We start from the raw sequence: 26,564 nt of genomic DNA, 5'->3' as shown, positions 1-26,564 counted from the left end.
CGCTCAGGCCGACAGCCACTTTTCGCGACGCTGTGCGGCGGCGCGATCGCGCGTCTCGGCAATGCGGTACTTCGAAATCTCCGGTGCGTCGAGCGTGAGCGCGGCCTCGCGCAGCGCGTCACGGCGGAACGCGTGGACCGTCACCCGGTCGCCCGGGCGATAGCGATCGAGCAGCTTGTCGAGATTGGCCTGCGTCACGCGCAGCCCGTCGATGGCGACCAGCACATCGCCTGCCGAGAGTCCGGCGGCCTGTGCCGCTCCGCCGTCGAGCACCTGCGAAAGCGTGAGGTCGTCGCCGCGCTTTGCCGTCTTCACCCCCAGTGCGGGACGGGCCTCCTCGGGCTTGACCGGTTCCAGCGTGAGTCCCACGCGTTCGAGCAGCGTCTTGATTGGCAGATCGCGCGTGCCGTGAATGGCGGTGGCGAAGAACTCCGACAGGTCGAGTCCCGAGACGTCCTCGAAGAACGGCTGGACGGCGTCCTCGTCGATACCCACGGGCGCGCCGCGATAGAAGTCGCGGCCATAGCGTTGCCACAACGCACGCATGATGTCGTCAAGCGACTTCTGGCCGCGCGTTTTCGAACGAATCGTCAGATCGAGTGCGAGCGCGACCAGCGACCCCTTCGTGTAATAGCTGACGATGGCGTTCGGCGCGTTCTCGTCCTGGCGGTAGTACTTCGTCCAGGCATCGAACGAACTCTCGGCCACGGTCTGCTTGAGACGGCCGCTGCCACGCAGCACACCCGCCACCGTCTTGGCGACGAGATCGTAGTAATCGGCAGGGGGAATCACGCCGCTGCGCACGAGCATCAGATCGTCGTAATAGGACGTAAAGCCTTCGAACAGCCAAAGCAGTCGCGTATGGACTTCCCGGTCGAGCACGTACGGGGCGAACACCGCCGGCTTGATGCGCTTGACGTTCCACGTGTGGAAGTATTCGTGGCTCACCAGGCCGAGAAAGCCGCGATAGGCCTCGCTCATGCGCGCCTGTCCCTGCACCGGCAGATCGTTGCGGCTCGCGAGCAGCGCCGTGGACGCACGGTGCTCCAGACCACCGTACCCCTCACCGACCGTCATGAGCAGGAAGACATAGCGCGACATCGGCACGCGCGAGCGCGAACTCGCGCCCGGCTCGAACAAACGGATCTGCGCTTCGCAGATCTTCTTCATGTCGCGCAGCAGCCGATCGAGATCGAGATTCGGCACCGGTCCGGTAATGGCGACTTCGTGCGTCACGCCGCAAGCCTTGAACGTGCCATGCACGAAGGTCCCCATTTCGACCGGCGAGTCGATCAACTCGTCGTAGTCGGCGGCCAGGTAGCGCCCGAAGTCGAGCGCCGCCGTGCCTTCGGCCTGCGCGAGCGCCGTCGCGACGCGCCACGCTTTGAACGCCGCGCCGCGCGCGCGCAGCACATCCACCTCGCATGGCGCTTGCTCCTGGCCTTCGACACGCAGGAACACGCTCGTGCCGTTGAAGAAGCCGTGCGTGTCGTCGAGATGCGCAGCGCGCACCGACAGATCCCACGCGTACACCTCGTAGGTCACGATCAGCGTGCCCTTGCACGCCGCCGCCTGCCACGTGTGCTTGTCGAGCTTGTCGAGCGCCACCTTGCGGCCGCGGCACGTCGCCCCGATCGTCACGATGTTGCGGGCAAACTCGCGCACCATATAGCTGCCCGGAATCCACGCGGGCAGCGAGAAACGTTGCCCTTCGGGCGCGGGATTCGAGACCGTGACGGTCACTTCGAACAGATGCGCGGCAGGCGACTTCGGAACGATCGCATACCGGATGGCAGGCTGGGCAGACGTGGCTTTCATGAGGTGGCGGCTTCTTGTTATCGGAACGGTCGGGCGTTGGCCAGACAAGCGAATGGACGGTTACTTGACCGTGGCGAGCGCCTTTTCGAGGGCTTCCGCGGGCACGGCACCCGGCAGACGGCGGCCGTCGGACAGAATGATCGTCGGGGTTCCCGTCACGTTGAACTGATGCCCCAGCGCCACGTTCTGCACCACCGCGGAGTCGTCGCACTTGGCCGAGGGGGTCGGCGGCGCCTTCTTGTCGAGCATCCAGTCATGCCACGCGGTGAGCGGATTGGGGGCGCACCAGATCGCCTTCGACTTGGCGTCCGAGTCGGGGCCGAGCACCGGGTACAGGAAGGTGTAGACGGTGATGTTGTCGAGCTTCGACGTCTTGAGCGTTTCCTCGAATCGCTTGCAGTACGGGCAGTTCGGATCGGAGAACACGGCGACCTTGCGGCTTCCGTTGCCCTTCACGTACTTGATGGCGCGATCGAGCGGCAGCTTGGCGAAGTCGATCTTGTTCAGTTCCGATTGACGCGCTTCCGTCAGGTTCTGGCGCGTTTTCGTATCGACGAGGTTACCGCCGACAATCACGTATTTCGCCTTTTCGTCGGCATAGAGGATGTCGCCGCCAACGGCCACCTCGAAGAGTCCGGGGATGGGCGTACGTGCCACCGACTTGACGGGGGCCTCGGCACCGAGCGTCTTTTGCACGGCGGCCTTCACGCGGTCGAGGGCAGCGTCGGGCTTGCTCTGCGCGACGGCGAACGTCGTGAAACTCGCGGCGCAAACTGTCGCCAGACTGAGCGCCGCGGCGCGATAACGTTGCAACATCGAGAATCTCCAGAAGTGTGTCGAGCGAGAGGCGCGTCCGGACACGCCCGGTATCGACCGGAATTGGATGGAATGGCCCCGAATAGGCGCCCCGAGCGGTCAGCCCAGCGCGCGGCCGATCAGGAATTTCTTGACGAAAGGCAGCGCGTTCACGCCGTCGAGCCCTGCGTTGCGCACAAATCTGGCCAGCGGGTTACGCGTGGCAAACAGCTTGTGCAGGCCGTCCGTGGTGAGCGCCATGCTGCCGATGTCTTCCTTGCGGGCGCGCTCGTAGCGACGCAATACCGCCGCATCGCCGCAATCGCGGAACGATTCGCGTCCGGCAAGCGCGTCACCGAGCGCCGCCACGTCGCGCAAACCGAGGTTCATGCCCTGGCCCGCGAGCGGATGCACGACGTGCGCCGCGTCGCCGACCAGTGCCACGCGCGGCGCAATGAGACGTTTGGCCTGCGCCAGCACGAGCGGAAAACCCTGGGCGCGCGATGAGACCGGCGTGAGCTGGCCGAGTTCAACGCTAGAGAAGGTGCCGACGCGTTCAGCCAGATCTTTGGGATCAAGCGCGAGCAACGCCTCGGCGTGCTCATGGGCGGCGGACCAGACCAGCGAGACGTGTTGGTCGGGCAGCGGCAACAGCGCGATGATCTCGCCGTCGTGGAACCATTGGAATGCGGTGTCGCGGTGCGCTCGCTCCGCGCGGAAATTGCACACCACGCCGAGTTGTTCGTAGGGACGCACGGAGCCGTCCAGCCCGGCGGTACTGCGCACCCATGAGTGGGCGCCGTCGGCACCGACCACGAGCGACGCGCGCAGGGTCTTGCCGTCCGACAGACGCACCGAGGCCGCGGCGGCATCGACTTCGAGCGCCTCGGCCCGGGCGTCGAGCCAATGCACTTGCGGGGAGAAGCGCAGGGCGGCGTCGAGCGCGCGCTCGAGATTCGACGATTCGGCGATCCAGGCGAGTTGCGGCACGGCGGCCTGGTACGCCGAGAAATGCAGGCTGCCGCGCTCGTCGCCAAAGACTTCCATGTCGTAGACAGGATTGATGCGCGCGGGATCGACGGCCTGCCATACGCGCATGCGCTCGAAGAGGGCTTGCGAGCTGGACGAAAGCGAGTAGATGCGGGCGTCCCACAGGTCGCCCGGGGCGGGGGCGGCCGCGGCCGGTTGGGCGAGCAGTGCGACGGACAGGCGCGCCTGCGAGAGCAGCAGGGCGGCGGCCTTGCCGACCAGACCGCCACCGACGACGACGACATCGTGCGTTTGGCTGGAGGTTTGCGTTAGAGACATGCGGCGAATGCAGCGCCAGCGCCTGAATCGCGCGAGCCGGCTGGTTCAGAAAACGAGATGGCGTATTGTCGCACGCCTGCCGCGCAAGCGATGCCCGGTCGCCCGGGGGACGGCTGTGGCACAGCGTCGCGTGTTACGGCCCGGCGCTATACTTCCGCGCATACCGATTATCAGACAGGGAGTCCTCCAATGCGCCTCGACAACGAATCCGAAAGCGACAACGTCGAAGATCGACGGGGGGGCGGTTTCGGGGGACGCACCACCCTCGGTATCGGCACGATCGTGGTGGCGCTGGCCGCCTCGTATTTCTTCGGCATCGATCCGCGCGTCATCATCCAGGGCTCGCAGATGCTTCAGGGGCAGACATCGTCACAGCCCCAGTCCGCGCCGAACACCACGCCGGCCCACGATCCGAAGACCGTCTTCACCCGCAAGGTGCTCGGCAACATCGAGCGCACCTGGGGAACGGTGTTCCCGCAGCAACTGAACCGTCAGTACGTGCCGCCGAAACTGGTGCTGTTCTCTGGCGCAACGCCCACGGCATGCGGCACCGGTCAAACGGCGATGGGGCCGTTCTACTGCCCGGGCGACAGCAAGGTCTACATCGATCTGGCCTTCTACGACGAATTGCGTCAGCGCTTTGGCGCGGGGGGCGATTTCGCGCAGGCGTATGTAATCGCGCATGAAGTGGGCCATCACATCCAGAATCTGCTGGGTATTTCCGAGAAGTTCGACGAGGCGCGGCGCCGCATGAGCGAGGCGCAGGCCAATGCGTTGTCGGTGCGCCTGGAGCTGCAGGCCGACTGCTTTGCCGGCGTCTGGGCGAACAATGCCGAGAAGGCGAATCAGCAATTGCTGGAGCCGGGCGACGTCGAGCAGGGGTTGAAGACAGCGTCGGCGATCGGCGACGACCGGCTGCAACAGCAGGCGCAGGGCCGCGTGGTGCCGGAGTCGTTCACGCACGGGACGAGCGCGCAACGCGTGTATTGGCTGCGCCAGGGGTTGCAGTACGGCGACATGCGCAAGTGCGATACGTTCTCGGCGAAGTCGCTGAGTTGAGCACGGCATCGGCGGGGGTCGTCGCGACGCCGGCACCCTCGTCACCCTAGGCACCCGAGGCGCCGTTGGTGGCAGAACGGGTACAATAGCGGACTTTCCGCGACGCAATCACCGGCGCATTCCACGGCGCCACCCGGCGCACCCCCGGGGCATTTGTCGGCGCATTTATCGGATTAGACAGGATTTAGCATGAGCCTCAAATGCGGCATCGTCGGCTTGCCCAACGTCGGCAAGTCGACCCTTTTCAACGCGCTGACCAAAGCGGGCATCGCTGCCGAGAACTATCCGTTCTGCACCATCGAGCCGAACGTCGGCGTGGTGGAAGTGCCCGACCCGCGTCTGGGCAAGCTGGCCGAGATCGTCAAGCCCGAGCGGATCATGCCGGCGACGGTCGAGTTCGTCGACATTGCCGGCCTGGTGGCGGGCGCGTCCAAGGGTGAAGGGTTGGGCAACCAGTTCCTGGCCAACATCCGCGAGACGGACGCCATCACGCACGTTGTGCGCTGCTTCGAGGACGAGAACGTCATCCACGTGGCCGGCAAGGTGAATCCGATTTCGGACATCGAGGTCATCAACACGGAACTGGCGCTGGCGGATCTGGCCACGACGGAGAAAGCGCTGCAACGCTACTCGAAGGCGGCCAAGTCGGGCAACGACAAGGAAGCCGCCAAGCTCGTGGCGGTGCTGGAAAAGGTGGTGCCGGTGCTCAACGAAGCGCGTCCGGTGCGCTCGATCAAGCTGTCGGACGACGAGCTGGCGCTGATCAAGCCGTTCTGCCTGATTACGGCCAAGCCGACGATGTATGTCGCCAACGTGAAAGACGACGGCTTCGAGAACAATCCGCATCTGGACGCGGTGCGCAAGTACGCGAAAAGCGAGAATGCACCGGTGGTGGCGGTGTGTGCGGCCATCGAGGCAGAGATTGGGGATATGGAAGACGCCGACAAGGCGGAATTCCTGGCCGACATGGGCATGGACGAGCCGGGCCTGGATCGCGTGATTCGCGCGGGCTTCAAGCTGCTGGGCCTGCAGACATACTTCACCGCAGGGGTGAAGGAAGTGCGCGCCTGGACGATCCATGTGGGCGATACGGCCCCGCAGGCCGCTGGCGTGATCCACACCGACTTCGAACGCGGCTTCATCCGCGCGCAAACCATCGCCTTCGACGATTTCATCCAGTACAAGGGCGAGCAGGGCGCGAAGGAGGCCGGCAAGATGCGCGCCGAAGGCAAGGAGTATGTTGTGCACGACGGCGATGTCATGAACTTCTTGTTCAACGTGTGACGCGATCGTCTACCAAGACAACGAGCACCCCGGCCATCGCGCCGGGGTATTTTGTTTTTGAAGGGTGAAATGCGGAGGACTCACCGAGCGAGCAAACGATTCTCCAGCACGGTTTGCATATCTCGTCGCCCGTCGGCAATGAGAAAAATGACGACCCGCTTGCCCCGACGTCGACCCCGGTGAGAATCCGGCATCGGACGAGGCGCGGCAGCGCCGTCGTCGCGACACGCTGGAATTTTGATCCGTTCGGAGACCGTCTCGTCTAATATGGCGTCGTGTTTTCCGTCGCGCGCATTGCTTCGATAGTCGAATCCATGTGCATCGCCCGCTTGGCGCAGACAGCCGCACCGCACGCCCGCCAAAGCAGTCTCCGTAATCGAGCATCGCCGTTTTCATGCGCCCACCGGGAGGTTCATGCATGGCATCGAAGCCGTCGGCCGTCGATGAAGTGGCGTCGTCCGAGCGCCGGCATTGGTCCGACGACCGCGCCCGCATCCGCCTCTATAGCGGCGCAGGCCTGTTCGTCACCCTCGCCGTGTTCGCCATCTGGTCCTATCAGCATTTTTTCGTGGTGCCCCCGAAGCTCGGCCCCATCGGCCTCGACTTCCTGCCATTCTGGGGAGCGTCCTACTTCGTGCTCCACGGGCATCCGCTGGATGCCTACAACGTCGACCTGATGACGGGTGCACAGATGGCCGCCCAACCATGGACGACAAAGCTGGGCGGCATCCTGCCCTGGCTTTACCCGCCCGTGATGATGATCGTGCTCGCGCCGGTCGCGCTGCTGCCCTTTTCCTACGCGTACGCAGCGTATGCCTGTATCGGCTTCGGCTTGTACTACGCCGCCCTGCGACGCACGGCACCGTGGCGCGACGCCCGCCTGCCCACCGTAAGTTTTCCCGGCGTGCTGCTCGTGATCGCCGCAGGACAGATCGCGCTCTACACCACCGCCCTCGCAGGCTTCTCACTGCTCTTGCTGCGCAAGCGTCCCGCATGGGCGGGCGCGCTCGCCGGATTGCTCTTCGTCAAACCGCACGTCGCCCTGCTCTTTCCGCTCGCGTTTCTCTGTGCTCGCGAGTGGCGCGCGCTGGCCGCATGCGTCGCTGTCGGCATCGGAAGCACCCTGCTCGCCGGCGCGGTCTTCGGTTTCGATGTCTATCCGACATTCCTGCACGCGACGGCGTTGGCACGCCAAAGTCTCGTCGACGGCGAGGCTCGACTTGTCCGCATGCCGACGTTTTTCGTGATGGCACGCATGCTGGGCGCGTCCGTCACGCTGGCCGCCATCGTCCATGCTGGCGTGGCGCTTGGCGCCGTGGCGACAATGATCGACGTCTGGCGGCGTCCGGCGGCCTTCGCGCTGCGCGCCGCCACGCTTGTGTGCGCCACCATGCTCATAAGCCCCTATCTCTATGATTACGATCTCGCGATGCTCTCGCTCGTCATCGCCTGGTATGTGCGCGACGGCATCGCGCGCGGCTGGCTGCGCGGGGAGCGCGAATGGCTCGTCGTGCTATGGCTCACCCCCGCGCTCGGTCTGCTCGGCGTGCTGCCCATCGGATTCCAGTTCATGCCACTCATCACGCTCGCCACGCTCGCCTTGCTGTCGCGCCGCCGTCGCCGACTCGCTCACGTTCCGGAAGTGCCCGACGTGTCCAATGTCCCCACGCCTCCGCACGCCACCGACACAGCCTGCGCCCATCGCCGCGCGTCGGCCACCGCCCCCGCACCCACGAGGTAACCGCCATGCCCCGCGCCACCGATAGTCGTCAGTCGTCCGTCGCGCCGCGAACACCGCTTGTGTCGCTCGTCGTGCCCTGTCACAACGAAGCCCCGGTGCTCGACAAGTTCTACCGTGCCTTGGCCCCGGTACTCGATGCCATCGCGGACGTGCGTTTCGAAATCGTCTGCGTGAACGACGGTAGCACCGACGACACGCTTGGCACCCTGCTCGCCCTTCGCCGCGACGACGCGCGCATCCGCGTAATCGACTTCACGCGCAACTTCGGCAAGGAAGCGGCACTGAGTGCGGGCATCGAGGAAGCGCGTGGCGATGCCGTCATCCCCATCGATGCCGATCTCCAGGATCCGCCGGCACTCATCCCCGTGATGATCGAGCGCTGGCGCCACGGCGCGGAAGTCGTGCTCGCCAAGCGCACGAATCGCGCGAGCGACCGCGTCGCCAAACGGGTTGCCGCGGGTCTGTACTATCGCATTCACAATCGGCTCTCGGAAGTGAAGCTGCCAGAGAACGTTGGCGATTTCCGCCTGATCGATCGACGCGTCGTGTCCGCGCTCAAGCAGTTGCCCGAACGCCGCCGATTCATGAAGGGGCTGTTCGCCTGGGTCGGCTTTCAGACGGAAATCGTTGAGTATGTGCGCGAGCCGCGCCGCGCGGGCGAATCAAAGTTCTCCGGCTGGCGCCTGTGGAATTTCGCGCTTGAAGGCATTACCAGCTTCAGCACCGTGCCACTGCGCTGCTGGACGTATATCGGTGTTTCGCTCGCACTCGTCTCGCTCGGCTACGGCGGCTTTATCGTGCTGCGCACGCTCATTCATGGCATCGACGTGCCCGGCTACGCCTCGCTGCTCGTTGGCACGCTGTTCCTCGGCGGCATCCAACTGGTCGGTATCGGGGTGATCGGAGAGTACGTTGGCCGGATTTACTACGAAGCGAAAGGACGGCCGCTGTACCTGGTGCGACGCCGCTACCCGTCGAGCGCGAAGGTGAGCCAACTCCCGTCACGCGCGCCGTTGAACCCATCGAGCCCCCGAATGCTCACGGCGCGCAAGCCGTTCGGCGCACAACTCAGGGCCGGCCAGTCGTCTGCCGCGCGTGCACGACGGGTTGTCGCGCGTTGAGGTGGCAACGCCGCGTCGATCAATGTCCGCCGGGCACGAACTCGGGCTTGTCCCGCGGCGTATCGCGCGAACGGTCGACGGCGTGGGTCGGCACCAACAGCAGCAACACCACGACACCGATCGAGATCGCCAGGATCGACAGGAACGTGAGGTGCAGCGAATGTTGCAGCACCGCACGAATCGCCTGGTCAGCCAGCGTCGACACGCCCCGGTCTTCCAGCACATGCCGCAACTGATCGGAGGTGACGGGCGCCAGCCCGCTCGATTGCGTCAACCCGAAGTTGAGCACGGCGCCGAAAAGCGTCGCGCCGAGCGTGCTGCCCAAATTCCGCGAGAAGATGTTCGACGCCGTGGCGCTGCCGCGCTGCGACGGATCGACTAGCTCCTGGATCAGCACGAGCGCGCTGACGCTGCCCGTGCCCATCGAAAATCCCATCAGGAACGAGCCGAACCCGGCAAGCAGCGGCGAGCTGTTCGGCCCGAGCAGCGCAAAGACGATCCCGCCCACCGGCATCAGCAGGCTGCCCCCCACGAGAATGCGGCGCAGGCCGTAGCGCGTGAAGGTCTTCGCGGCCAGCGTCGAACCGATCGGCCAGCCGACCATGATCATCGTGAGCGCCATGCCCGCCACGACCGGCGTCTGACGCAATACCCCCTGCGCGTACATCGGCAGGAATGTCGTCAACCCCATGAGCACCATGCCCGAGAGCAGCGTCGCCGCATTCGCCGCCGCAATCGGCCGACGCTTCCACAGCGCGAACGAGATCATCGGGTCCGGGGCGCGCCGCTCCTGCCAGACGAACAGCAGCGACGCAACGACGCACACCAGCACGCCGGCCCAGACGTGCGTGTCGGCGAAGGCGTTCGCATCGGTCAGCGCAATCATCAGCCCCGCCACGGCAATCGCGAAGAGCACCGCACCGAGTGCATCGATACTCGGAAGCTGGCGCGGCGCCGCCTCGTGTAGATAGGCGACGAAGCCCGCCGCGGCCAACAGGCCGATGGGGATGTTGATCCAGAAAATCCACGACCACGACAGGTCACGAATGATGATGCCGCCGAGCATCGGGCCGAGCACGGCCGAGATGGCCCACACGCTCGCCAGATAACCCTGCACCTTGCCGCGCTCGCTGGTCGGATAGTAGTCGGCGATGATGGTCAGGCCGACCGGCTGGATGCACGCGGCCCCCACGCCCTGCAACAGGCGGAAGACGATCATCGCCGGCATTGACCACGCGAGTCCGCCGCCAAGCGAGGCCACCAGAAACACGGCGATTCCCACGAGCATGACCGGCTTGCGACCGTAGAGATCGGCCAGTTTGCCGAACACAACGGTCATGGCCGTCTGCGCCAGCAAAAAGGCGGAGAAAACCCAGCTATATAGGGACAGACCGCCGAGCTGGGCGACGATTTGCGGCATGGCCGTCGAAATGATCGTGGCCTCGATGGCAACCATGGCGGTCGCCGCCATGACAGATGCCACAATGAATGGCCGCATGGAAGGGCGTGTCGCAGACATGTGTTCTTTTGATGTGGGGGGATCGGGCGAAGCGACTTGCGAGGCGTACCGCCGCCCCCCTGTCGGGCGCGGCAGTCACGCCGGATGGCGGAAGGCGGGATCGAACGTGGCGGCGATGCCGCACGCGTCGTCAAGACGACTTGGGCCAGGCGATGGCGTCAAGCATAGCTGAATGCGGGAAAACGCGTACGACACCCGCCAAGTGCGGCCTAGCGTCGCACCAGACGCAGTAGCGCGAGCAACACGATGGCGCCGATGGTCGCCGTGATGATGCGCCCAAGCGTGCCGTAGCCGACGGCAATGCCCAGATGCCGCAGCAGCCAGCCGCCGACAAACGCGCCGATCACGCCGACAACCATGTCGCCAATAATGCCGTAGCCGCCGCCCACCACGAGGCCGGCGAGCCAACCGGCCACCAGCCCCACAAGCAAGAGCACGAGAATGTTCATCAGCGGCTCCGGTGCGGCGCGTCAGGCCACGCGGCTGCGCTTGACGGCACCGTAGATCACCAGCAGCACGATGGCGCCGACGATCGACGCGATCCAGCCGGCCGACTGACCTTCGGTGTAGAGATGGAGGAATTGCCCGACGTATTTGGCGAGCAGCGCGCCGGCAATGCCGAGGATGATGGTCATGATGATGCCCAGGCTGTCCCTTCCGGGATGCAGGGCACGCGCAATGAGGCCGACGACCAGACCGACAACGATAGTGCCGATGATGCCCATGACGTCTCTCCAAGGATGGGAACCCGAACGCAGTATAGCCCCGAAATCGGACGATTCGGCAAGCGGGCCCGACATCCACCCGCCACCGCCGACTGCAAGCGGGGCCAAGGCGCGCCGGCAGTGGACCTCCCGGGGGGAGCAATGATGGGACCGAAAACCAACGATATGCCGGGTATAAGCGACGCGTATTTGTCAAAACCGGGCGGCTGCGCGATCATGGCGCATCGCTGTCCCGGCGCGCGGGGCATGCGGCGCCTTCAAAACGGGCATCGCATCGACGCGCTATAATCGGCGGTTATTAGATCCCCCATATCATGCAACTGCTCGCTCTCGGCCTGAACCACCACACGGCGCCCGTCTCGCTGCGCGAACGGGTGGCGTTTCCGTTCGAGCGGATCGAGCCAGCGCTGGCGGGGCTCAAGGGGCTGTGGACGGGCCGGTCGAGCGCCCCCGAGGCAGCCATCCTGTCGACGTGCAACCGCACGGAAATCTACTGCGTCACCGACGACGCCGCGGCCCGCGAGCGCGCGGTGCATTGGCTGTCCGAGTTTCACAACATTCCCGCCAGCGATCTCGCGCCGCATCTCTACGCCCTGCCCCAGTCCGACGCCGTGCGCCACGCGTTTCGCGTGGCGAGCGGGCTGGACTCGATGGTGCTTGGCGAGACACAGATCCTCGGCCAGTTGAAGGACGCCGTGCGTACCGCCGCCGAGGCGGGTGCCCTGGGCACCTATCTGAACCAGCTTTTCCAGCGCACGTTCGCGGTAGCGAAGGAAGTGCGCGGTCAGACCGAGATCGGCGCGCATTCGGTCTCGATGGCGGCCGCCGCGGTGCGACTCGCCCAGCGCATTTTCGAAAGCATCGGCACGCAGAAGGTGCTGTTCATCGGCGCGGGCGAGATGATCGACCTGTGCGCCACGCACTTCGCCGCACAGAACCCGAAAGCCCTGTACATCGCCAATCGGACTGCCGAGCGCGGCGAGAAACTCGCCGAGCGGCTGGGCGGCACAGCCATCCGCCTGTCCGAGCTGCCGCAGCGCCTGCATGAATTCGATATCGTGGTGTCGTGCACGGCGAGCACGTTGCCGCTGATCGGTCTGGGCGCTGTCGAGCGCGCCATCAAGGCCCGCAAGCACAAGCCGATGTTCATGGTCGATCTGGCGGTGCCGCGCGACATCGAGCCGGAAGTCGGTCGTCTGACCGACATTTTCCTGTACACCGTCGACGACCTCGGCGCGGTCGTGCGCGAAGGCAATGCGCTGCGTCAGGCAGCGGTCGCGCAGGCCGAAGCGATCATCGAGACGCGTGTCCAACACTTCATGCAATGGCTCGACGCCCGCAGCGTCGTGCCGGTCATCCGCGACATCCACGGCACGGCCGAGGCGATGCGCCTTGCCGAACTCGAGCGTGCCCAGCGCATGCTCGCGCGCGGCGACGACCCCGCCGCCGTGCTCGATGCCCTGTCCCAGTCCCTCACCAAGAAATTCCTGCACGGCCCGACGCACGCGCTGAACACAGCGCGCGGCGATTCGCGCGAGCAAATCCTTCACCTCATTCCCGAACTGTTCCGCACCTCGGGAAACGCCGACAAATAGATGAAAGCGAGCATGCAAGCCAAGCTCGACCAGTTGACGCAACGTCTGGTCGAGCTTGATGGCCTATTGAGCCAGGGCGACGTCACGCGCGATCTCGACAACTATCGCAAGCTCACGCGCGAACATGCCGAGTTGGCGCCCGTCGTCGAGCAGTATCGTCACTACCGCCAGGCCCAGAGCGATGTCGCCGCGGCCCAGGAGATGGCGCTAGACCCCGAGATGCGCGACTTTGCGGACGACGAAGCCGCCAGCGCCCGGGGACGCATGGACGACATGGAAGCCTCGCTGCAACGCATGTTGCTGCCGCGCGATCCCAACGACGAGCGCAACATCTTCCTCGAAATCCGCGCAGGCACCGGCGGCGACGAATCGGCGCTGTTCGCGGGCGATCTGCTGCGCATGTACACGCGCTATGCGGAGCGCCAGCGCTGGCAGGTCGAGATCATGTCGGCCAGCGAATCCGATCTGGGCGGCTATAAGGAAGTCATCGTCCGGCTGATCGGTCACGGGGCCTACTCCCGCCTCAAGTTCGAGTCGGGTGGCCATCGCGTGCAGCGGGTGCCTGCCACGGAAACGCAGGGCCGGATTCACACGTCCGCCTGCACAGTGGCCGTGATGCCGGAAGCCGACGACGTCGCCGACGTCGAAATCAACCCGGCCGACATCCGTATCGATACGTTCCGTGCGTCGGGCGCCGGCGGCCAGCACGTCAACAAGACGGACTCGGCGGTGCGTATCACGCATTTGCCCACGGGCATCGTCGTCGAATGCCAGGACGACCGCTCGCAGCACCGCAACAAGGACAAAGCGCTCAAGGTACTGGCGGCGCGCATCAAGGACGCCCAGCTGCGCGCCCAGCAAGCCAAGGAAGCCGCCACGCGCAAGAGCCTGATCGGCTCGGGCGACCGCTCGGAGCGCATTCGCACGTACAACTTTCCGCAAGGGCGGATGACGGATCACCGCATCAACCTCACGCTCTACAAGCTCGAATACATCATGGACGGCGATCTCGACGACATGATCAACGCGCTCGTCACCGAGCATCAGGCCGAACAATTGGCATCGCTGGGCGAGGCCGCCTGATGTCGTTGGGGGCGCACGACGTCGCCACGGTGGCATCGCTGCTGCGCGAGCCGGGACTGCCACCGATGGAGTCGCGCATCCTGCTCTCGCACGTGCTCGGCTGGCCCCGCACGCAACTGATCACCCGCGACCGCGAGCCGCTGGCGCCCGAAACGCTCGCCGTCTACCGCGCGCTGCACGCGCGTCGCATGGCGGGCGAACCCATCGCGTACCTGACCGGCACACGCGAATTCTTCGGCTTGACGCTCACCGTCAGCCCGTCCGTATTGATTCCCCGGCCTGAGACCGAATTGCTCGTCGAACTGGCGCTGGCGCGTCTCGAAGGCCGGCCGTCGCCGCGCGTGCTCGATCTGGGCACCGGCAGCGGCGCGATCGCACTGGCCATTGCGCATTGCCGCCCCGACGCCCAGGTCACGGCGCTCGACCGCTCTGCCGACGCGCTCGACGTCGCCCGCGAGAACGCCCGGCAACTTGGGCTAGCGGCCTCGGTCACCTTCCTCGCAAGCGACTGGTATGCGGCATTGCCGGCCGACGTCGCGCCATTCGACATCATCGTCTCGAATCCGCCGTATATCGTGTCGGGCGACGCGCACCTCTCGCAAGGCGATCTGCGCTTCGAGCCGGTCGATGCGCTGACCGATCACGCAGACGGTCTCGCCGCCCTGCGCACGATCGTGGCCGGTGCGCCGTCGCGCCTGCTGCCGAACGGCTGGTTGCTCTGCGAGCACGGCTACCATCAGGCTGCCGACGTGCGCGCGCTTTGCCGGGCGGCGGGCTTCGCCGACGTCACCTCCGAGCGCGATCTCGCGGGTATCGAGCGCACCACGGGTGGCCGGCGCGTCTGAGCACGCACCGACGGACGCGGCGGAAAACCGCTAAAATGCCGGATACGCCGACTTTCCGGTATCTCCACGGGCTTTCCACCATGACCACCCAGCAACGTATCCAGCAAATCGTCACCGAACATCCTGTCGTGCTCTTCATGAAGGGCAACGCGCAATTCCCGATGTGCGGCTTCTCGGGCCGTGCCGTGCAGATCCTGAAGGCATGCGGCGTCGACAACCTGTTCACGGTGGACGTGCTGCAAGACGAGGAAATCCGTCAAGGCGTGAAGGAGTTCGCCAACTGGCCGACCATCCCGCAGCTCTACATCAACGGCGAATTCGTCGGTGGCTCGGACATCATGATGGAGATGTACCAGAGCGGCGAACTCAAGCAGGTTCTCGCCGACCTGGCGTAATGCCCCACTGATTGACGACGGTGTCGACGGGAGCCTCGCCGCCCACGCGTCTGGTCGTTGCCATCACCGGCGCGACCGGTGCCATCTATGGCGTGCGCCTGCTGGAACGGCTGCGCGCGATGGATGGCGTCGAGACCCATCTGATGGTGTCGAGTGCGGGCTGGCTGACGTTGCGCCACGAACTTGGCCTGGAGCGTGCCGATGTGCAGGCACTGGCCGATGCGTACCATAGCGTGCGCGAGGTCGGCGCCAACCTCGCCAGTGGCTCGTTCGCCACGGCGGGCATGGTCGTGGCCCCCTGCTCGATGAAAACGCTCGCGAGCGTTGCCCACGGGCTGTCGGACAATCTGATCGCACGCGCCGCCGACGTCACGCTCAAGGAGCGGCGCCGCCTCGTGTTGATGGTGCGCGAAACACCCTTCAACCTCGCGCATCTGCGCAATATGACGGCCGTCACGGAAATGGGGGGCATCGTGTACCCACCACTTCCTGCGTTCTACAACCACCCCGCATCGCTCGACGCGATGGTCGACGACACCGTTGCGCGCGTAATCGATCTGTTCGGAATCGCGCCCGCCGTCGCCACAAGCTGGAACGGCCTGGGCAAGGACACCGACGCTCAGGACCGGTGAGCGCCGCCATGGGCTATAGTGAAAGCGCCATGCGCTGCATACCGAACCGCATGCCCGTGGCGTGACATCTTTGCGACCGGAGTTTGTGATGGAGACCCACCTCTCGCCTGTTGTCGTCTATGCCGTCGTGACACTCGTTTTCGTCATGCTGATTCTCGTAGTGCCTGCCGGTGCCCGTTGGCGTCAGATGGTCTGGCCCGCGTCGGTGCCTCCACTGTCGCCCCATCGTCCAGGCGACCTGCTCGGCACACCGCGCACGCCCTACTGGCGCTCCCCGAACGACACGCAGGACTTGCGGCGCCCTTCGTACTTCGCAGCATCGTCGCGCCACCCACGCCGCCGCGCGAGCTTCCTCGCCCCGCGCGATCACGAGCGACGATAGAAGAAGCCCCGCAAGGTCGAACCGGCGGGGCTTCTTTTTTGTCATTCGCAAATCGCGTCATCGATCAATAACGATAACAGCACCGATGGCCGTAGCCCCCGCCGTAATACGGTCGGGCCGGGACGACAACGCACCCGGCAAGCGTGACGGCGAGTAGCGCAGCAACGACTAACTTCATGATCTGACTCCTGGAAGGGGGAACGTGACTCTGCTCGCCTTCTTTATATCGCCGCGCCGGCAGGAATCCCATCACACGTCTGTAAGGCATGTAAGCGAAGGTTGCCAAAACGGCGAACGCGTCGCACTTTGTTACGTAACAGATCAGACCGGACACCGTAACATCGCCCCACTGCCGCACCCAACGCCTCAATAGCGACGCGGGTTTCCAGTGCCGGCGCATCTGGCACGAGGCTTGCGTGAAGATTGAAGGTCGCCCTTTCAAATGCCCCGAAGAGAGCGACTTTGCGTCTGCTCCTCCTCCCGTTTCAGACGCGGGAGGAGGACTTTTTCCCGATCCTCCGCCCTGCATGCCTCCGGAAGCCCAACACCGGATCGCGCGCCTTGCCTGCATCGCCCACTGTGCAGGCGTCCTCCGAATTCCACTTCATTTGAGCGTTTGAAATGTATCGACGACATAAGCGCGTCGACTTCGCACACGGTTGCTTTATCGTGAGCGTCTTATTTGGCGCGGCTTTCGACGGGATTCACCGTTCGCGGCAACCAACGACATGCGGGTTGGCCCGGTCTCAAGTTGCCGCCTTCCCTGTCGTAATCGCGTCTATAGAGGACTGCGCGCCAACGTCGCGTTGGCGCAGCATCCCTTTCGTGACGGCCGCACGACACGCGCCGGGGCAAGCGTATCAAGGGAGAACGTCATGGAAATCGCCACACCGGAATTGCAAATGGAACAACAGGAACTACAGGCCGTCAGCGCGGCGCTCAATCGCGTGCAGGCCGTCATTGAGTTCGATTTGCAGGGTCAGATCCTGCACGCCAACGAGAATTTCCTGCAGACCGTCGGTTACCAACTCGACGAAATACGGGGGCAGCATCACCGTATCTTCTGCGAGTCCGACTACGTGGCGTCCGGTGCGTACCGCGACTTCTGGGCCAAGCTGGGTCGCGGCGAGTTCGACGCCGGCGAGTACAAGCGCATCGGCAAAGGCGGCCGCGAGGTATGGATCCGCGCGTCGTACAACCCGGTGTTCGACACCCATGGCACCGCGTACAAGGTCATCAAGTTCGCCACGGACATCACGGCGGATCGTGCACGCCAGGCGGAATTCGAAGGCAAGGTGCGCGCCATGGACCTCGCCCAGGCCGTCATCGAATTCAACCTCGACGGCACGGTCATCGCGGCCAACGACAACTTTCTGAACACGCTCGGCTACTCGCTCGACGAGATTCGCGGCAAACACCATCGCATGTTCTGCGAGGCGGATTACGCCGCGTCGCCGACCTATCGCGATTTCTGGGGGAAGCTCAATCGTGGCGAGTTCGACGCGGGCCGCTACAAGCGCATCGGACGTGGCGGGCGGGAAGTCTGGATCCAGGCGACTTACAACCCCATCCTCGACGCAAGCGGCCGCCCCTACAAGGTGGTGAAGTTCGCCACCGATATCACCCAGCAGGTCGAACTGGAAGCGAGCGTGAAGCGCCGCGCCGAAGACGACCAGCGCAAGGTGGCGCTGCTGCTCGACACGGTCAATCGCGCGGCGGCGGGCGACCTCACGGGCGAGATCGCGGTGGCGGGCAACGACCCCATCGACCAGTTGGCCGACGGCATTCGCCACATGATGGACGACTTGCGCGGGGTGATCGGCAAGGTCGTCAAATCGGCGGGCGAGTTCTCGAGCGCCTCGCGCGATATCGCCGACCGTGCCAATACCGTCGCCACCGGCGCGCAGGCGCTCGGTGCGACGGTGGAAGAGATGAACGCGTCGATCGAGGAGCTGACGGCATCGATCAACTCGATTGCGGACAACACCAAGGGCGCCGACCAGCTCGCCAAGGCAACGCAACAGGAAGCCGAAACCGGCGCCCGTGCGATCGCGCGTTCGGTCGAAGCCATGGAGCTGATCAACAAGTCGTCGGAAGACATCAGCGAGATCGTGAAGGTGATCGGCGAGATCGCCGGGCAAACCAATCTGCTCGCGTTCAATGCGGCCATCGAGGCGGCCCGCGCCGGAGAACACGGACTCGGCTTCTCGGTCGTGGCCGACGAAGTGCGCAAGCTCGCCGAACGCTCGTCGCAGGCGACCAAGGAAATCTCCAAGCTGATCAACGAGTCGACCAAGCGCGTGGCGCAAGGCAGCGACGTGTCGCGACAAGCCGGTGAGGCGTTCGAGAAGATCGTCGGCGGCGTGTCGCGTACCACGCAGGCGATCTCCGAAATCTCGTGCGCTGCCGAAGAGCAACTCGTCGCCGCTCGCGAAGTCAGCCTTGCCATTCAGCACGTGGCGGAAGAGACAGAGAAATCCGCGGGCGCCTGCGAAACCATCGCACAGGCGACGACCGGGCTCAACCACGGCGCGGAAGATCTCGACCGCACCGTGTCGCGATTCAAGGTGTAAGCCCCATCCGGCGAACGCCACGGGCATCGGCCCGGACCGTTCGCCGGGATCTCCCGGTTGCGGTCGTTCGTGCCGCGCCGGATCACACGTCCGCCACGAGGGGCCGATATGGAAATCGAAGCCGACGCCGATCCCGGTACCCAGCAGGCGCTTCTGCGCGCTGTCCACCGGCACACCGGCATCTCGATGAACGAGAAGAAGTGGACAATGTTGCAGGGCCGTCTTCGCCCGCGTCTGCGCACGCTCGCGCTGTGCAGCTACCGCGACTATCTGGCGCTGCTCGAGAACACGCCCGACGAAGTGCGCAACTTCGTGAACCTGGTCACGACGAACGAGACCACGTTCTTTCGCACGCCGCGCGTCTGGGATTACTTCGCGCAACACTACCTGCCGCGCTGGCATGCCGCGAATCCCGGCCGGATGTTCCGGATGTGGTCCGCCGCGGCCTCTTCCGGCGAGGAGTCCTACTCGGCCGCGATGCTCTGCGAGGAATTCCGCGCTCGACACAGCGGCTTCCAATACCAGATTCACGCCACCGATATTTCAAGCCAGGTGCTGGCCGTGGCCATGGCCGGCAACTTCAGCGGGCGCAGCATCGACGGTCTCAAGCAGCAGCGTCCGGCCATGCTCGCAAAGTACTTCCGCCCGGGCGCCGGCGGCTTCACTGTCGCCCCCGAACTGCGAGCGCACATCACGTTTGCCGAGCACAACCTGTACCAGCGCATGCCGCGTCGCGACACATTCGATCTCGTCATGCTGCGCAATGTCCTGATCTATTTCGAATCCGCCGATCAGGAACGCGTTCTCGAGAACGTCCGCCACACGCTGACCCCCGACGGCGTGTTGATTGTCGGAGAATCGGAGTCGCTGACGCGGCTCTCGACCGGCTACCAGTTTGAGCAACCGCTCATTTACCGGAACCAGGGGGCATCGAATGGGGCCGTCGCATGACATCCAGGTGTTGATGGGCGAGGTGCGCATCGGGCGCGGCGAAGACGTGCTGCGCGCCACCCTTGGCTCGTGCGTAGGTATCGGTCTGATGTGGCGCGCGCGTGGCCTCTACGGACTCGCGCACTGCCTGTTGCCCGAAGCGCCGAACCCTACCTTCGCTATCGGGGCGAAGTACGTCACACAAGCCGTGCCGTCGCTCCTCGCGCTGATGCGGGCAGACCGCGCGCGCCGCAGCGAAATCGAGGCGGTGATCGCGGGCGGCGGCAACATGATGCCGCACCAGCCGCCCGCCCGGCACGGGCTGATCGGCGTGGCAAACGCCAAGATGGCGCAGACCCTGATGGCCGAGACCGGTATTCCGATCGTGCACGTCGAGGTCGGCGGCGAGATCGGCCGGCAACTGACGATCCACTGCGCACATCACACCTTCCATGTGCGCACGATCGGCACCCATGGGGCGGCGGCAGCACCCACCCCGCCCGTACTCTGACGCGTGGGACGAAAATCATGAATGCACCGACACCAGAATTTCCGCTTCCGCAGCACGATGCCGTCGCCGGCCGCACGTTGCTGCCGCGCGCGTCAACTTCGGAGGACATCGAAGTCTTCGGCTCGTTTCATCTGGGCGACGTGGAATTCGCGCTGCCCATCGCGGCATTGCAGGAGGTGGTGAACTACCCGGCGCGCGTCACGCCCGTGCCGCTCTCGCCGCCCTTTCTGCTTGGCCTGTTCAATCTGCGCGGCACGCTCATTCCCATCGTCGATCTCAAGCCGCTGCTGGCGATGGCCGCCGACGTGCCGGACAGGCCGGCGCCCGTGAACGAGAAGATCGCGATTGTCGACGTCGAGGGCGTGCGGGTGGGGTTGCTGTTCGACACCACGAGCGAGATTCTGCGCGTGCGCGCATCGCAGCGCACCGGGTTCGAATACGCCCCGTCGCATACGGCGCCGCAGGTCGTCTGCGGGGCCATCAAGCTCGACGACGGCGACCGCATCCTGCAGATCCTTGCGCCGAGCGCCCTCGTGCGCATCGAGAACATGCCGCAATTGCTCGCGCGTCAGGCGCTGAGCGCACCGCAGCGCCGCCAGCAGCGTCAGCGCCTGCAATGCGTGTCGTTCACGGTGGAGCAATCGCGTCTGGCGCTGCCGATGAGTGCGATTCGCGAAATCATCCGTATTCCCGACTTGCAGAATTCGGCGCTCTCCAGCGTGTTTTGCGTCGGCATGCTCAATCTGCGCGGCACCGTTGTGCCGGTCATCGACTTCGCTCACTTCCTCGGCCTGCACCCTTGCCGCCCCGAGCCCGAGATGGCGGGCACGGCCTCGGATCCGCGCCGGATTCTGATCGTCAAGCAGGAAGACGTGCATTTCGGTCTGCTGGTGGACGCCGTGGACAGCATCGTGACGTACTTCGCCGACGAGCTGCTCGCCATGCCGTCCTTCAGCGCCTCGCACGCGCAGCTCTTCTCGGGCTGCATCGCGCGCGAGCCCGCCGACGATATCGTGCTGCTCAACGCCGACGAACTCTTCACGCATTCGCAAGTGCTCGAGCTCACGCACGGCCATCGCGAGCTATACCGGGAGAGCGACAGCGCACAGCGCGCGACGCCAGGCGATTCGGCATGGCGCGGCGCCGGGGCCAGGTCGTCGCGCGGCACACGCCATGCCTATGTGTCGTTCCGTCTGCAACACATGCTGGCCGTGCGTCTCGATCAGTTGCGCGAGATCATTCACGACTCTGCGGACATCATGCCCGCGCCGGGTGCACCGCCCTTTGTACGCGGCATGCTCAATTTGCGACGCGAGCTGGTCGCCATCGTCGATCTGCGCACGCTGTACGGCATGCCGCCGCAAGACGATGCGCAGGCGCGCAAGATTCTCGTCATCGAACATGGAAAGGACAAGCTCGGGCTGCTCGTCGACGCCATCGAGAACATCGTCACGCTCGACGAGGCGGACAAGCTGCCGGTGCCCGCCATGCTGCTCGGACGCGCCACGCACGAAATGCGCAACGACATGCGCGAAGCCGTCGAGTTGCCCGCCGCAGACGGCACCGCGCGCACGGCCATGCTGCTCGATCTGCAACCGCTCAAGCAGCGGATGGAGACGGCGCTGGCGCAGTCGGCGGTGTGAGCGGGTGAGCGGATCGGTTCAACGAAGTGCCGGCGATTCGCACGAGCCGGTCGCGGGGCCCTGTGGCGTGTCGGGGGGCACGCCACAGGGGTAGTTCGAACGAGATGAGGCCCGATAACGACGGGTCAGACGACTTCGTGACGATGGATGTCGTGCGTGACGAAGCCCGAGGTATCGTCGGGCATGGACAGCCAGTCGGCATGCGTGAGCGTGCGGCGCACGTCGTCGAGTCCGCTTGCCCAGTGATCGAGCATGGTCGCGAGCCCGAACTGATAGTCCTTGTAGTGCCCCTCGTTTTCCTTGTTGCGATAGATGAGCTGGATGACGTTATAGCGCTTGCTGCAGGCGATCTCCTGCGCCGCGTGGCACCACGGGTCGTGCGCGCGAACGTCGGCCGGCACACGCTCGAGCACTTCGCGCAACACGCGACGATAGTGCTGGGCGCGCTGCAGGTTGTCGGTCACCAAGCGCGTACGGCTCGAAAACTGGATGTCCTTCTGACGGCCCGCGACATCGTTCAGATTGTCGGGCAGCGGCCCGCGCGCACTCCATAGATCCACCTGGAACGCGAGCGTGTCGCGGCGCGGCGACGTGCCGAGCACCTCCGAGAGCGGCGTATTCGACACGAGGCCGCCGTCCCAGAAATACTGTCCGTCGATCTCCACGGCGGGAAATCCCGGCGGCAAGGCCCCCGATGCCATGAAATGCTCCGCGCGCAGCTTTTCACGCGTGTTGTCGAAGTAGATGAAGTTGCCCGTTTGCACATTGACGGCGCCCACGGACACGCGCGTCTCGCATGCGTTGATTCGGTCGAAGTCGACGAAACGCTCCAGCGTGCCGCGCAGCGCCGAGGTGTCGTAGTAGCTTGCGTGCGCCGGGTCGCCCATCGCCGCGGGCAACGGTTGCGGCCAGCGCGGCGTGAAGAAGCCCTTCTGGCCTTCGGCCATGGCGCGCCATGCCTGCCATGCGCTGTAGGCGATGCGTCCCGACTCGGGGCCGTTGAGGATGGCCGCTTCCAGCGGTGCCGGCAACGGCGGGAAAACAGCGGGCTCGCAGATCGTGCGCCAGAACGCTTCGAGCTGTGCCACGCGACGCTCGGGCGGATTGCCCGCGATGATCGCGGTATTGAGCGCCCCGATGGAAATACCGGCAATCCAGTTCGGCGCGATGCCGGCCTCGAACAGACCGGCGTATACGCCTGCCTGATAAGCCCCGAGCGCGCCACCGCCCTGCAAGACGAGCGCGACCGTCTCGTAAGGCGGGAGATCAATGGCACGTTTGGGGACTTTCGGCGGGTTGGCCGTCATGACCGTTCTCCTGAAGCTTTCTGAGGCTGAATCGAGACGCGACGCAACGGGACGGCGCCGGCGCATGTCGCGGCCGGCCCCCCCGCTTCGTCAGCGTGTTACTGCATGAACCAGCCGTGGCTCACCACGAACGACTGGCCGGTGAATGCGGCCGTCGGGAACGTGGAGAGGAAGAGCGCGGTTTGCGCAACGTCGTCGACCGTGGTGAACACGCCGTCGACCGTACCGCCGAGCATGACCTTCTTGATGACCTCGTCTTCCGAAATTCCCAATTCCTTGGCCTGCTCCGGAATCTGCTTGTCGACGAGCGGCGTGCGCACGAAGCCAGGGCAGATGACGTGCGAGCGCACGTTGTGCTTCGCGCCTTCCTTGGCGAGCACGCGCGCGAGTCCGAGCAACGCGTGCTTGGCCGCCACGTAGGCCGACTTCAGCGGCGACGCCTCATGCGAATGCACCGAGCCCATGTAAATGACGATGCCGCCGCGGTCGTCCTTGTACATATGCTTGAGCGCTGCCTTGGTCGTGAGAAAGGCGCCGTCCACGTGAATCGCCTGCATCTTCTTCCAGTCGGCGAACGAATAGTTCTCGATGGGATTGACGATCTGAATGCCCGCGTTCGAGATCAGGATGTCGACCGACCCGAAGGTCGCCGCCACCTTGTCGATGCCGCTATTCACCGCCTCTTCGCTGGTCACGTCCATCGCCACGCCAATGGCGCGGCCACCGGCGGCCTCGATTTCTTTCGCCACGGCATCCGCGCCCTGTTGGTTCAGATCGGCAATGGCCACGGCCGCACCGGCACGCGCGAGCGTGAGCGCGATTTCGCGTCCGATGCCGCTGGCGGCACCGGTCACCACGGCGACTTTCCCATTCAACTGATTCACTGACTGGCTCATTTGCACACTCCTGATTCGTCAAAATGGCGGGTCATGCGGCGCACCGGGCGCCAACATGGCACGTCGAACACGGGTAATGACAGCCGGCCTACTGCCACGCACTCGTCATGCGCTCGGCCGAGCCGTCGTTCAAACAGAAAAGGCGCCTTGCGGCGCCCTCTCGTGCCTTACCGCGCGATCGGCTTGTAGCGGATTCGCGTCGGTTTTGCGCCCTCCTCGCCAAGGCGCTTCTTCTTGTCCGCCTCGTATTCCTGATAGTTGCCCGGGAAGAACTCGACGTGCGAGTTGCCTTCGAAGGCCAGAATATGCGTGGCGATACGATCGAGGAACCAACGGTCGTGCGAGATGACCATCACGCAACCGGCGAACTCGAGCAGGGCGTCTTCGAGTGCGCGCAGGGTTTCGACGTCCAGATCGTTCGACGGTTCATCGAGCAGCAACACATTGCCGCCGGAAATCAGCGTCTTGGCCATGTGCAGGCGCCCGCGCTCACCGCCGGAGAGCGACCCGACCTGCTTCTGCTGGTCCGAGCCCTTGAAGTTGAAACGCCCGATGTAGGCCCGCGACGGCGTTTGATACTTGCCCACCGTCAACATGTCGGCACCACCCGCGATCTCTTCGAACACGGTCTTGCTGCCATCGAGCGCGTCGCGGCTCTGGTCGACATAGGCCATCTTGACCGTCGGCCCGATCTTGATCTCGCCGCTGTCCGGCTGCTCGCGGCCCGTCAGCATCTTGAAGAAGGTCGATTTACCGGCGCCGTTCGGGCCAATGATGCCGACGATAGCGCCCGGCGGCACGTTAAAGCTCAGGTCGTCGATCAGCAGACGGTCGCCGAACGCCTTCGACACGTGCTTGAACTCGACGACTTCGTTGCCCAGACGCTCACCCACCGGGATGAAGATTTCCTGGGTTTCGTTGCGCTTCTGGTATTCCTGGCTATTCAGTTCGTCGAACCGGGCGAGACGCGCCTTCGACTTCGCCTGACGGCCTTTCGGGTTCTGACGCACCCATTCCAGTTCCTTGTGCAGCGCCTTCTGACGCGCCGACTCGGTCGCTTCTTCCTGCTTCAGGCGCTGTTCCTTCTGGTCGAGCCATGAGCTGTAGTTGCCCTTCCAGGGAATGCCTTGCCCGCGGTCGAGTTCGAGAATCCACTCGGCGGCGTTGTCGAGGAAGTAGCGATCGTGGGTGACGGCCACCACGGTGCCCGGGAAGCGCGTGAGGAATTGTTCGAGCCAATCGACCGATTCTGCGTCCAAGTGGTTGGTCGGTTCGTCAAGCAACAACATGTCGGGCTTCGAGAGCAGCAGGCGCGCCAATGCCACGCGGCGCTTCTCACCGCCGGAGAGCACACCAATTTTGGCGTCCCACGGCGGCAGGCGCAGCGCGTCGGCGGCCACTTCCAGGGTTTGTTCGATGTTGTTGCCGTCGCTCGCGGCGAGAATCGCTTCGTACTTCGCCTGCTCGGCGGCAAGCGCGTCGAAGTCGGCGTCCGGCTCGGCGTAGGCGGCGTAGATCTCGTCGAGCTTCGTGCGGGCTTCGAAGACTTCGCCCATGCCGCCTTCAACGGCTTCACGCACGGTCTGCTCCGGATCGAGTTGCGGCTCCTGCGGCAGATAACCGATGTTCAGGTTCGGCATCGGGACCGCTTCGCCCTCGATCTCCTTGTCGACGCCGGCCATGATCCTGAGCAGGGTCGATTTGCCCGAACCGTTCAGGCCCAGCACGCCGATCTTGGCGCCGGGGAAGAACGACAGGGAGATGTCCTTGAGAATGTGACGCTTGGGCGGCACGATCTTGCCCACGCGGTTCATGCTGAATACGTACTGTGCCATTCGGCTTTCCTGATCCTGAATCGGTTATGTCGGCTCGGGGGCGAGCGTCAGATAGCGCCAAGTTTAACAAAGCGTGGCGTCGGGCGCGTCGATGACGAGGTCGGCGCGGGCATAGGCGCAGCACGGCAGCAGCCATCCTTCGGTTTTCTCCTCGCGCGACAGCCCGGGCCAGGCGATGCGGTAAGCGACCGGGGCGGGCTCGCCGCCGGTTTGTGCCCGGCAGAGACAGGCGCGGCAGGTGCCATTGCGGCACAGGCTCGGCAGCTTGATGCCGGCGGATTGCGCCGCGAGCAGGATCGGCGTGTCGGCCGGGGCGTCAAAGTGCCAGCCCGACGGCACGAGCGTGACGCGGCAGGACTCCGGCTCGCGATTTCCGTCGGATGGCGCGGGGTCGGACGTGAAACGGTTCAAGGGCGGCGAGCTCGGGAAGGACGGGGACAGGGACAGGAACGAGGATGGTGCACCGCGCATCCAGCGCCAACGCGCTACCATACTCCGTTCCCGCGGCTTTTTGTCGCGTTTTCCCAGTCCGCCGTCGGCCCGCCGGCTGCCAGTGGGTCGCCTCTA

24 protein-coding genes are annotated in these 26,564 nt (G+C 64.9%); 14 read left to right on the top strand and 10 right to left on the bottom strand.

Annotated elements, in window-relative coordinates; translation table 11 throughout:
• Nucleotides 1-3: 3 nt before the first annotated feature.
• The 3 genes from PSO31014_RS14745 to PSO31014_RS14735 all read right to left on the bottom strand — a co-directional run bounded on the left by PSO31014_RS14745 (nt 4) and on the right by PSO31014_RS14735 (nt 3,921).
• Nucleotides 4-1,818 (bottom strand): M61 family metallopeptidase, encoded by a 1,815-nt coding sequence (locus PSO31014_RS14745; protein ID WP_150552266.1) that lies wholly within the window; start codon nt 1,816-1,818, stop codon nt 4-6.
• 60 nt (nt 1,819-1,878) lie between these two features.
• Nucleotides 1,879-2,634 carry a DsbC family protein gene (locus PSO31014_RS14740; protein ID WP_150552265.1) on the bottom strand — a complete coding sequence of 252 codons (756 nt, stop codon included), beginning with the start codon at nt 2,632-2,634 and terminating at the stop codon, nt 1,879-1,881.
• Between the two features lie 99 nt (nt 2,635-2,733).
• Nucleotides 2,734-3,921, bottom strand: coding sequence for a UbiH/UbiF family hydroxylase (locus tag PSO31014_RS14735; RefSeq protein ID WP_150552264.1), 1,188 nt, complete (start codon nt 3,919-3,921; stop codon nt 2,734-2,736).
• Between the two features lie 189 nt (nt 3,922-4,110).
• Between PSO31014_RS14735 and ypfJ the strand changes: the two genes are divergently transcribed.
• From ypfJ to PSO31014_RS14710, 4 genes are all read left to right on the top strand, one after another.
• Nucleotides 4,111-4,980, top strand: coding sequence for a KPN_02809 family neutral zinc metallopeptidase (gene ypfJ, locus PSO31014_RS14730; protein ID WP_150552263.1), 870 nt, complete (start codon nt 4,111-4,113; stop codon nt 4,978-4,980).
• Between the two features lie 189 nt (nt 4,981-5,169).
• Nucleotides 5,170-6,264: a redox-regulated ATPase YchF gene (gene ychF, locus PSO31014_RS14725; RefSeq protein ID WP_150552262.1), complete on the top strand. Its 1,095-nt coding sequence runs from the start codon at nt 5,170-5,172 to the stop codon at nt 6,262-6,264.
• Between the two features lie 418 nt (nt 6,265-6,682).
• Nucleotides 6,683-8,005 (top strand): glycosyltransferase family 87 protein, encoded by a 1,323-nt coding sequence (locus PSO31014_RS14715; protein ID WP_150552261.1) that lies wholly within the window; start codon nt 6,683-6,685, stop codon nt 8,003-8,005.
• Between the two features lie 5 nt (nt 8,006-8,010).
• On the top strand, nt 8,011-9,126 hold the full coding sequence (locus PSO31014_RS14710; protein ID WP_150552260.1) for a glycosyltransferase family 2 protein: 1,116 nt from the start codon (nt 8,011-8,013) through the stop codon (nt 9,124-9,126).
• A gap of 19 nt (nt 9,127-9,145) precedes the next feature.
• Here the strand turns inward: PSO31014_RS14710 and PSO31014_RS14705 are convergent, their stop codons facing one another.
• The 3 genes from PSO31014_RS14705 to PSO31014_RS14695 form a co-directional block, all read right to left on the bottom strand.
• Nucleotides 9,146-10,645: an MDR family MFS transporter gene (locus PSO31014_RS14705; RefSeq protein WP_150552259.1), complete on the bottom strand. Its 1,500-nt coding sequence runs from the start codon at nt 10,643-10,645 to the stop codon at nt 9,146-9,148.
• Nucleotides 10,646-10,854: 209 nt separating this feature from the next.
• Nucleotides 10,855-11,094, bottom strand: coding sequence for a GlsB/YeaQ/YmgE family stress response membrane protein (locus tag PSO31014_RS14700; protein WP_017234657.1), 240 nt, complete (start codon nt 11,092-11,094; stop codon nt 10,855-10,857).
• Between the two features lie 21 nt (nt 11,095-11,115).
• On the bottom strand, nt 11,116-11,370 hold the full coding sequence (locus tag PSO31014_RS14695; RefSeq protein ID WP_150552258.1) for a GlsB/YeaQ/YmgE family stress response membrane protein: 255 nt from the start codon (nt 11,368-11,370) through the stop codon (nt 11,116-11,118).
• A 314-nt stretch (nt 11,371-11,684) separates the two neighbouring features.
• Here PSO31014_RS14695 and hemA point away from each other — a divergent pair, with 314 nt between their 5' ends.
• The 10 genes from hemA (at nt 11,685) to PSO31014_RS14645 (ending at nt 21,959) form a co-directional block, all read left to right on the top strand.
• Nucleotides 11,685-12,965, top strand: a complete 1,281-nt coding sequence (hemA, locus tag PSO31014_RS14690; RefSeq protein ID WP_150552257.1) for a glutamyl-tRNA reductase — start codon at nt 11,685-11,687, stop codon at nt 12,963-12,965.
• Complete coding sequence (prfA, locus tag PSO31014_RS14685) at nt 12,966-14,048, top strand: peptide chain release factor 1 (RefSeq protein ID WP_150552256.1); 1,083 nt, start codon at nt 12,966-12,968, stop codon at nt 14,046-14,048. It begins immediately after the preceding gene.
• Nucleotides 14,048-14,893, top strand: coding sequence for a peptide chain release factor N(5)-glutamine methyltransferase (prmC, locus tag PSO31014_RS14680; protein WP_150552255.1), 846 nt, complete (start codon nt 14,048-14,050; stop codon nt 14,891-14,893). The genes prfA and prmC overlap by 1 nt, the downstream gene beginning before the upstream one ends.
• An 80-nt stretch (nt 14,894-14,973) precedes the next feature.
• Entirely contained in the window at nt 14,974-15,288 is a 315-nt protein-coding gene (grxD, locus tag PSO31014_RS14675) for a Grx4 family monothiol glutaredoxin (RefSeq protein WP_026132086.1), read from the top strand.
• 20 nt (nt 15,289-15,308) lie between these two features.
• Nucleotides 15,309-15,920, top strand: coding sequence for a UbiX family flavin prenyltransferase (locus tag PSO31014_RS14670; protein WP_150552254.1), 612 nt, complete (start codon nt 15,309-15,311; stop codon nt 15,918-15,920).
• An 88-nt stretch (nt 15,921-16,008) separates the two neighbouring features.
• Entirely contained in the window at nt 16,009-16,302 is a 294-nt protein-coding gene (locus tag PSO31014_RS14665; RefSeq protein ID WP_150552253.1) for a hypothetical protein, read from the top strand.
• An 875-nt stretch (nt 16,303-17,177) separates the two neighbouring features.
• Complete coding sequence (locus tag PSO31014_RS14660; RefSeq protein WP_150552252.1) at nt 17,178-18,875, top strand: methyl-accepting chemotaxis protein; 1,698 nt, start codon at nt 17,178-17,180, stop codon at nt 18,873-18,875.
• Nucleotides 18,876-18,983: 108 nt separating this feature from the next.
• The gene (locus tag PSO31014_RS14655) at nt 18,984-19,826 is read left to right on the top strand and encodes a CheR family methyltransferase (RefSeq protein WP_150552251.1); all 843 of its coding nucleotides are present in this window, start codon (nt 18,984-18,986) and stop codon (nt 19,824-19,826) included.
• The gene (locus PSO31014_RS14650; RefSeq protein ID WP_150552250.1) at nt 19,810-20,316 is read left to right on the top strand and encodes a chemotaxis protein CheD; all 507 of its coding nucleotides are present in this window, start codon (nt 19,810-19,812) and stop codon (nt 20,314-20,316) included. The genes PSO31014_RS14655 and PSO31014_RS14650 overlap by 17 nt, the downstream gene beginning before the upstream one ends.
• 17 nt (nt 20,317-20,333) lie before the next feature.
• Nucleotides 20,334-21,959, top strand: a complete 1,626-nt coding sequence (locus tag PSO31014_RS14645) for a chemotaxis protein CheW (protein WP_150552249.1) — start codon at nt 20,334-20,336, stop codon at nt 21,957-21,959.
• Nucleotides 21,960-22,084: 125 nt separating this feature from the next.
• On the opposite strand, the gene PSO31014_RS14640 is transcribed toward PSO31014_RS14645, so the two are convergent.
• From PSO31014_RS14640 to PSO31014_RS14625, 4 genes are all read right to left on the bottom strand, one after another.
• Nucleotides 22,085-23,266: a DUF3734 domain-containing protein gene (locus PSO31014_RS14640; protein ID WP_150552248.1), complete on the bottom strand. Its 1,182-nt coding sequence runs from the start codon at nt 23,264-23,266 to the stop codon at nt 22,085-22,087.
• A gap of 98 nt (nt 23,267-23,364) precedes the next feature.
• Nucleotides 23,365-24,162 carry a 3-hydroxybutyrate dehydrogenase gene (locus PSO31014_RS14635; protein WP_150552247.1) on the bottom strand — a complete coding sequence of 266 codons (798 nt, stop codon included), beginning with the start codon at nt 24,160-24,162 and terminating at the stop codon, nt 23,365-23,367.
• A gap of 167 nt (nt 24,163-24,329) precedes the next feature.
• A complete protein-coding gene (gene ettA, locus PSO31014_RS14630) occupies nt 24,330-25,997 on the bottom strand; it encodes an energy-dependent translational throttle protein EttA (protein ID WP_150552246.1) in 1,668 nt (555 codons plus the stop codon).
• 63 nt (nt 25,998-26,060) lie between these two features.
• A complete protein-coding gene (locus tag PSO31014_RS14625) occupies nt 26,061-26,408 on the bottom strand; it encodes a 2Fe-2S iron-sulfur cluster-binding protein (protein ID WP_425494879.1) in 348 nt (115 codons plus the stop codon).
• Nucleotides 26,409-26,564: the final 156 nt, after the last annotated feature.

Source organism: Pandoraea soli (assembly GCF_902459595.1).
Classification (GTDB): domain Bacteria; phylum Pseudomonadota; class Gammaproteobacteria; order Burkholderiales; family Burkholderiaceae; genus Pandoraea; species Pandoraea cepalis.
Note: the sequence above shows the minus strand (reverse complement) of the source record. Positions and strands in the feature narration are given on the sequence as shown.

Excerpts from the sequence above, each read along its gene's own strand:
- PSO31014_RS14745 (WP_150552266.1), bottom strand. The coding sequence starts at position 1,818 with ATGAAAGCCACGTCTGCCCAGCCTGCCATCCGGTATGCGATCGTTCCG.
- PSO31014_RS14740 (WP_150552265.1), bottom strand. The coding sequence starts at position 2,634 with ATGTTGCAACGTTATCGCGCCGCGGCGCTCAGTCTGGCGACAGTTTGC.
- PSO31014_RS14735 (WP_150552264.1), bottom strand. The coding sequence starts at position 3,921 with ATGTCTCTAACGCAAACCTCCAGCCAAACGCACGATGTCGTCGTCGTC.
- ypfJ (WP_150552263.1), top strand. The coding sequence starts at position 4,111 with ATGCGCCTCGACAACGAATCCGAAAGCGACAACGTCGAAGATCGACGG.
- ychF (WP_150552262.1), top strand. The coding sequence starts at position 5,170 with ATGAGCCTCAAATGCGGCATCGTCGGCTTGCCCAACGTCGGCAAGTCG.
- PSO31014_RS14715 (WP_150552261.1), top strand. The coding sequence starts at position 6,683 with ATGGCATCGAAGCCGTCGGCCGTCGATGAAGTGGCGTCGTCCGAGCGC.
- PSO31014_RS14710 (WP_150552260.1), top strand. The coding sequence starts at position 8,011 with ATGCCCCGCGCCACCGATAGTCGTCAGTCGTCCGTCGCGCCGCGAACA.
- PSO31014_RS14705 (WP_150552259.1), bottom strand. The coding sequence starts at position 10,645 with ATGTCTGCGACACGCCCTTCCATGCGGCCATTCATTGTGGCATCTGTC.
- PSO31014_RS14700 (WP_017234657.1), bottom strand. The coding sequence starts at position 11,094 with ATGAACATTCTCGTGCTCTTGCTTGTGGGGCTGGTGGCCGGTTGGCTC.
- PSO31014_RS14695 (WP_150552258.1), bottom strand. The coding sequence starts at position 11,370 with ATGGGCATCATCGGCACTATCGTTGTCGGTCTGGTCGTCGGCCTCATT.
- hemA (WP_150552257.1), top strand. The coding sequence starts at position 11,685 with ATGCAACTGCTCGCTCTCGGCCTGAACCACCACACGGCGCCCGTCTCG.
- prfA (WP_150552256.1), top strand. The coding sequence starts at position 12,966 with ATGAAAGCGAGCATGCAAGCCAAGCTCGACCAGTTGACGCAACGTCTG.
- prmC (WP_150552255.1), top strand. The coding sequence starts at position 14,048 with ATGTCGTTGGGGGCGCACGACGTCGCCACGGTGGCATCGCTGCTGCGC.
- grxD (WP_026132086.1), top strand. The coding sequence starts at position 14,974 with ATGACCACCCAGCAACGTATCCAGCAAATCGTCACCGAACATCCTGTC.
- PSO31014_RS14665 (WP_150552253.1), top strand. The coding sequence starts at position 16,009 with ATGGAGACCCACCTCTCGCCTGTTGTCGTCTATGCCGTCGTGACACTC.
- PSO31014_RS14660 (WP_150552252.1), top strand. The coding sequence starts at position 17,178 with ATGGAAATCGCCACACCGGAATTGCAAATGGAACAACAGGAACTACAG.
- PSO31014_RS14655 (WP_150552251.1), top strand. The coding sequence starts at position 18,984 with ATGGAAATCGAAGCCGACGCCGATCCCGGTACCCAGCAGGCGCTTCTG.
- PSO31014_RS14650 (WP_150552250.1), top strand. The coding sequence starts at position 19,810 with ATGGGGCCGTCGCATGACATCCAGGTGTTGATGGGCGAGGTGCGCATC.
- PSO31014_RS14645 (WP_150552249.1), top strand. The coding sequence starts at position 20,334 with ATGAATGCACCGACACCAGAATTTCCGCTTCCGCAGCACGATGCCGTC.
- PSO31014_RS14640 (WP_150552248.1), bottom strand. The coding sequence starts at position 23,266 with ATGACGGCCAACCCGCCGAAAGTCCCCAAACGTGCCATTGATCTCCCG.
- PSO31014_RS14635 (WP_150552247.1), bottom strand. The coding sequence starts at position 24,162 with ATGAGCCAGTCAGTGAATCAGTTGAATGGGAAAGTCGCCGTGGTGACC.
- ettA (WP_150552246.1), bottom strand. The coding sequence starts at position 25,997 with ATGGCACAGTACGTATTCAGCATGAACCGCGTGGGCAAGATCGTGCCG.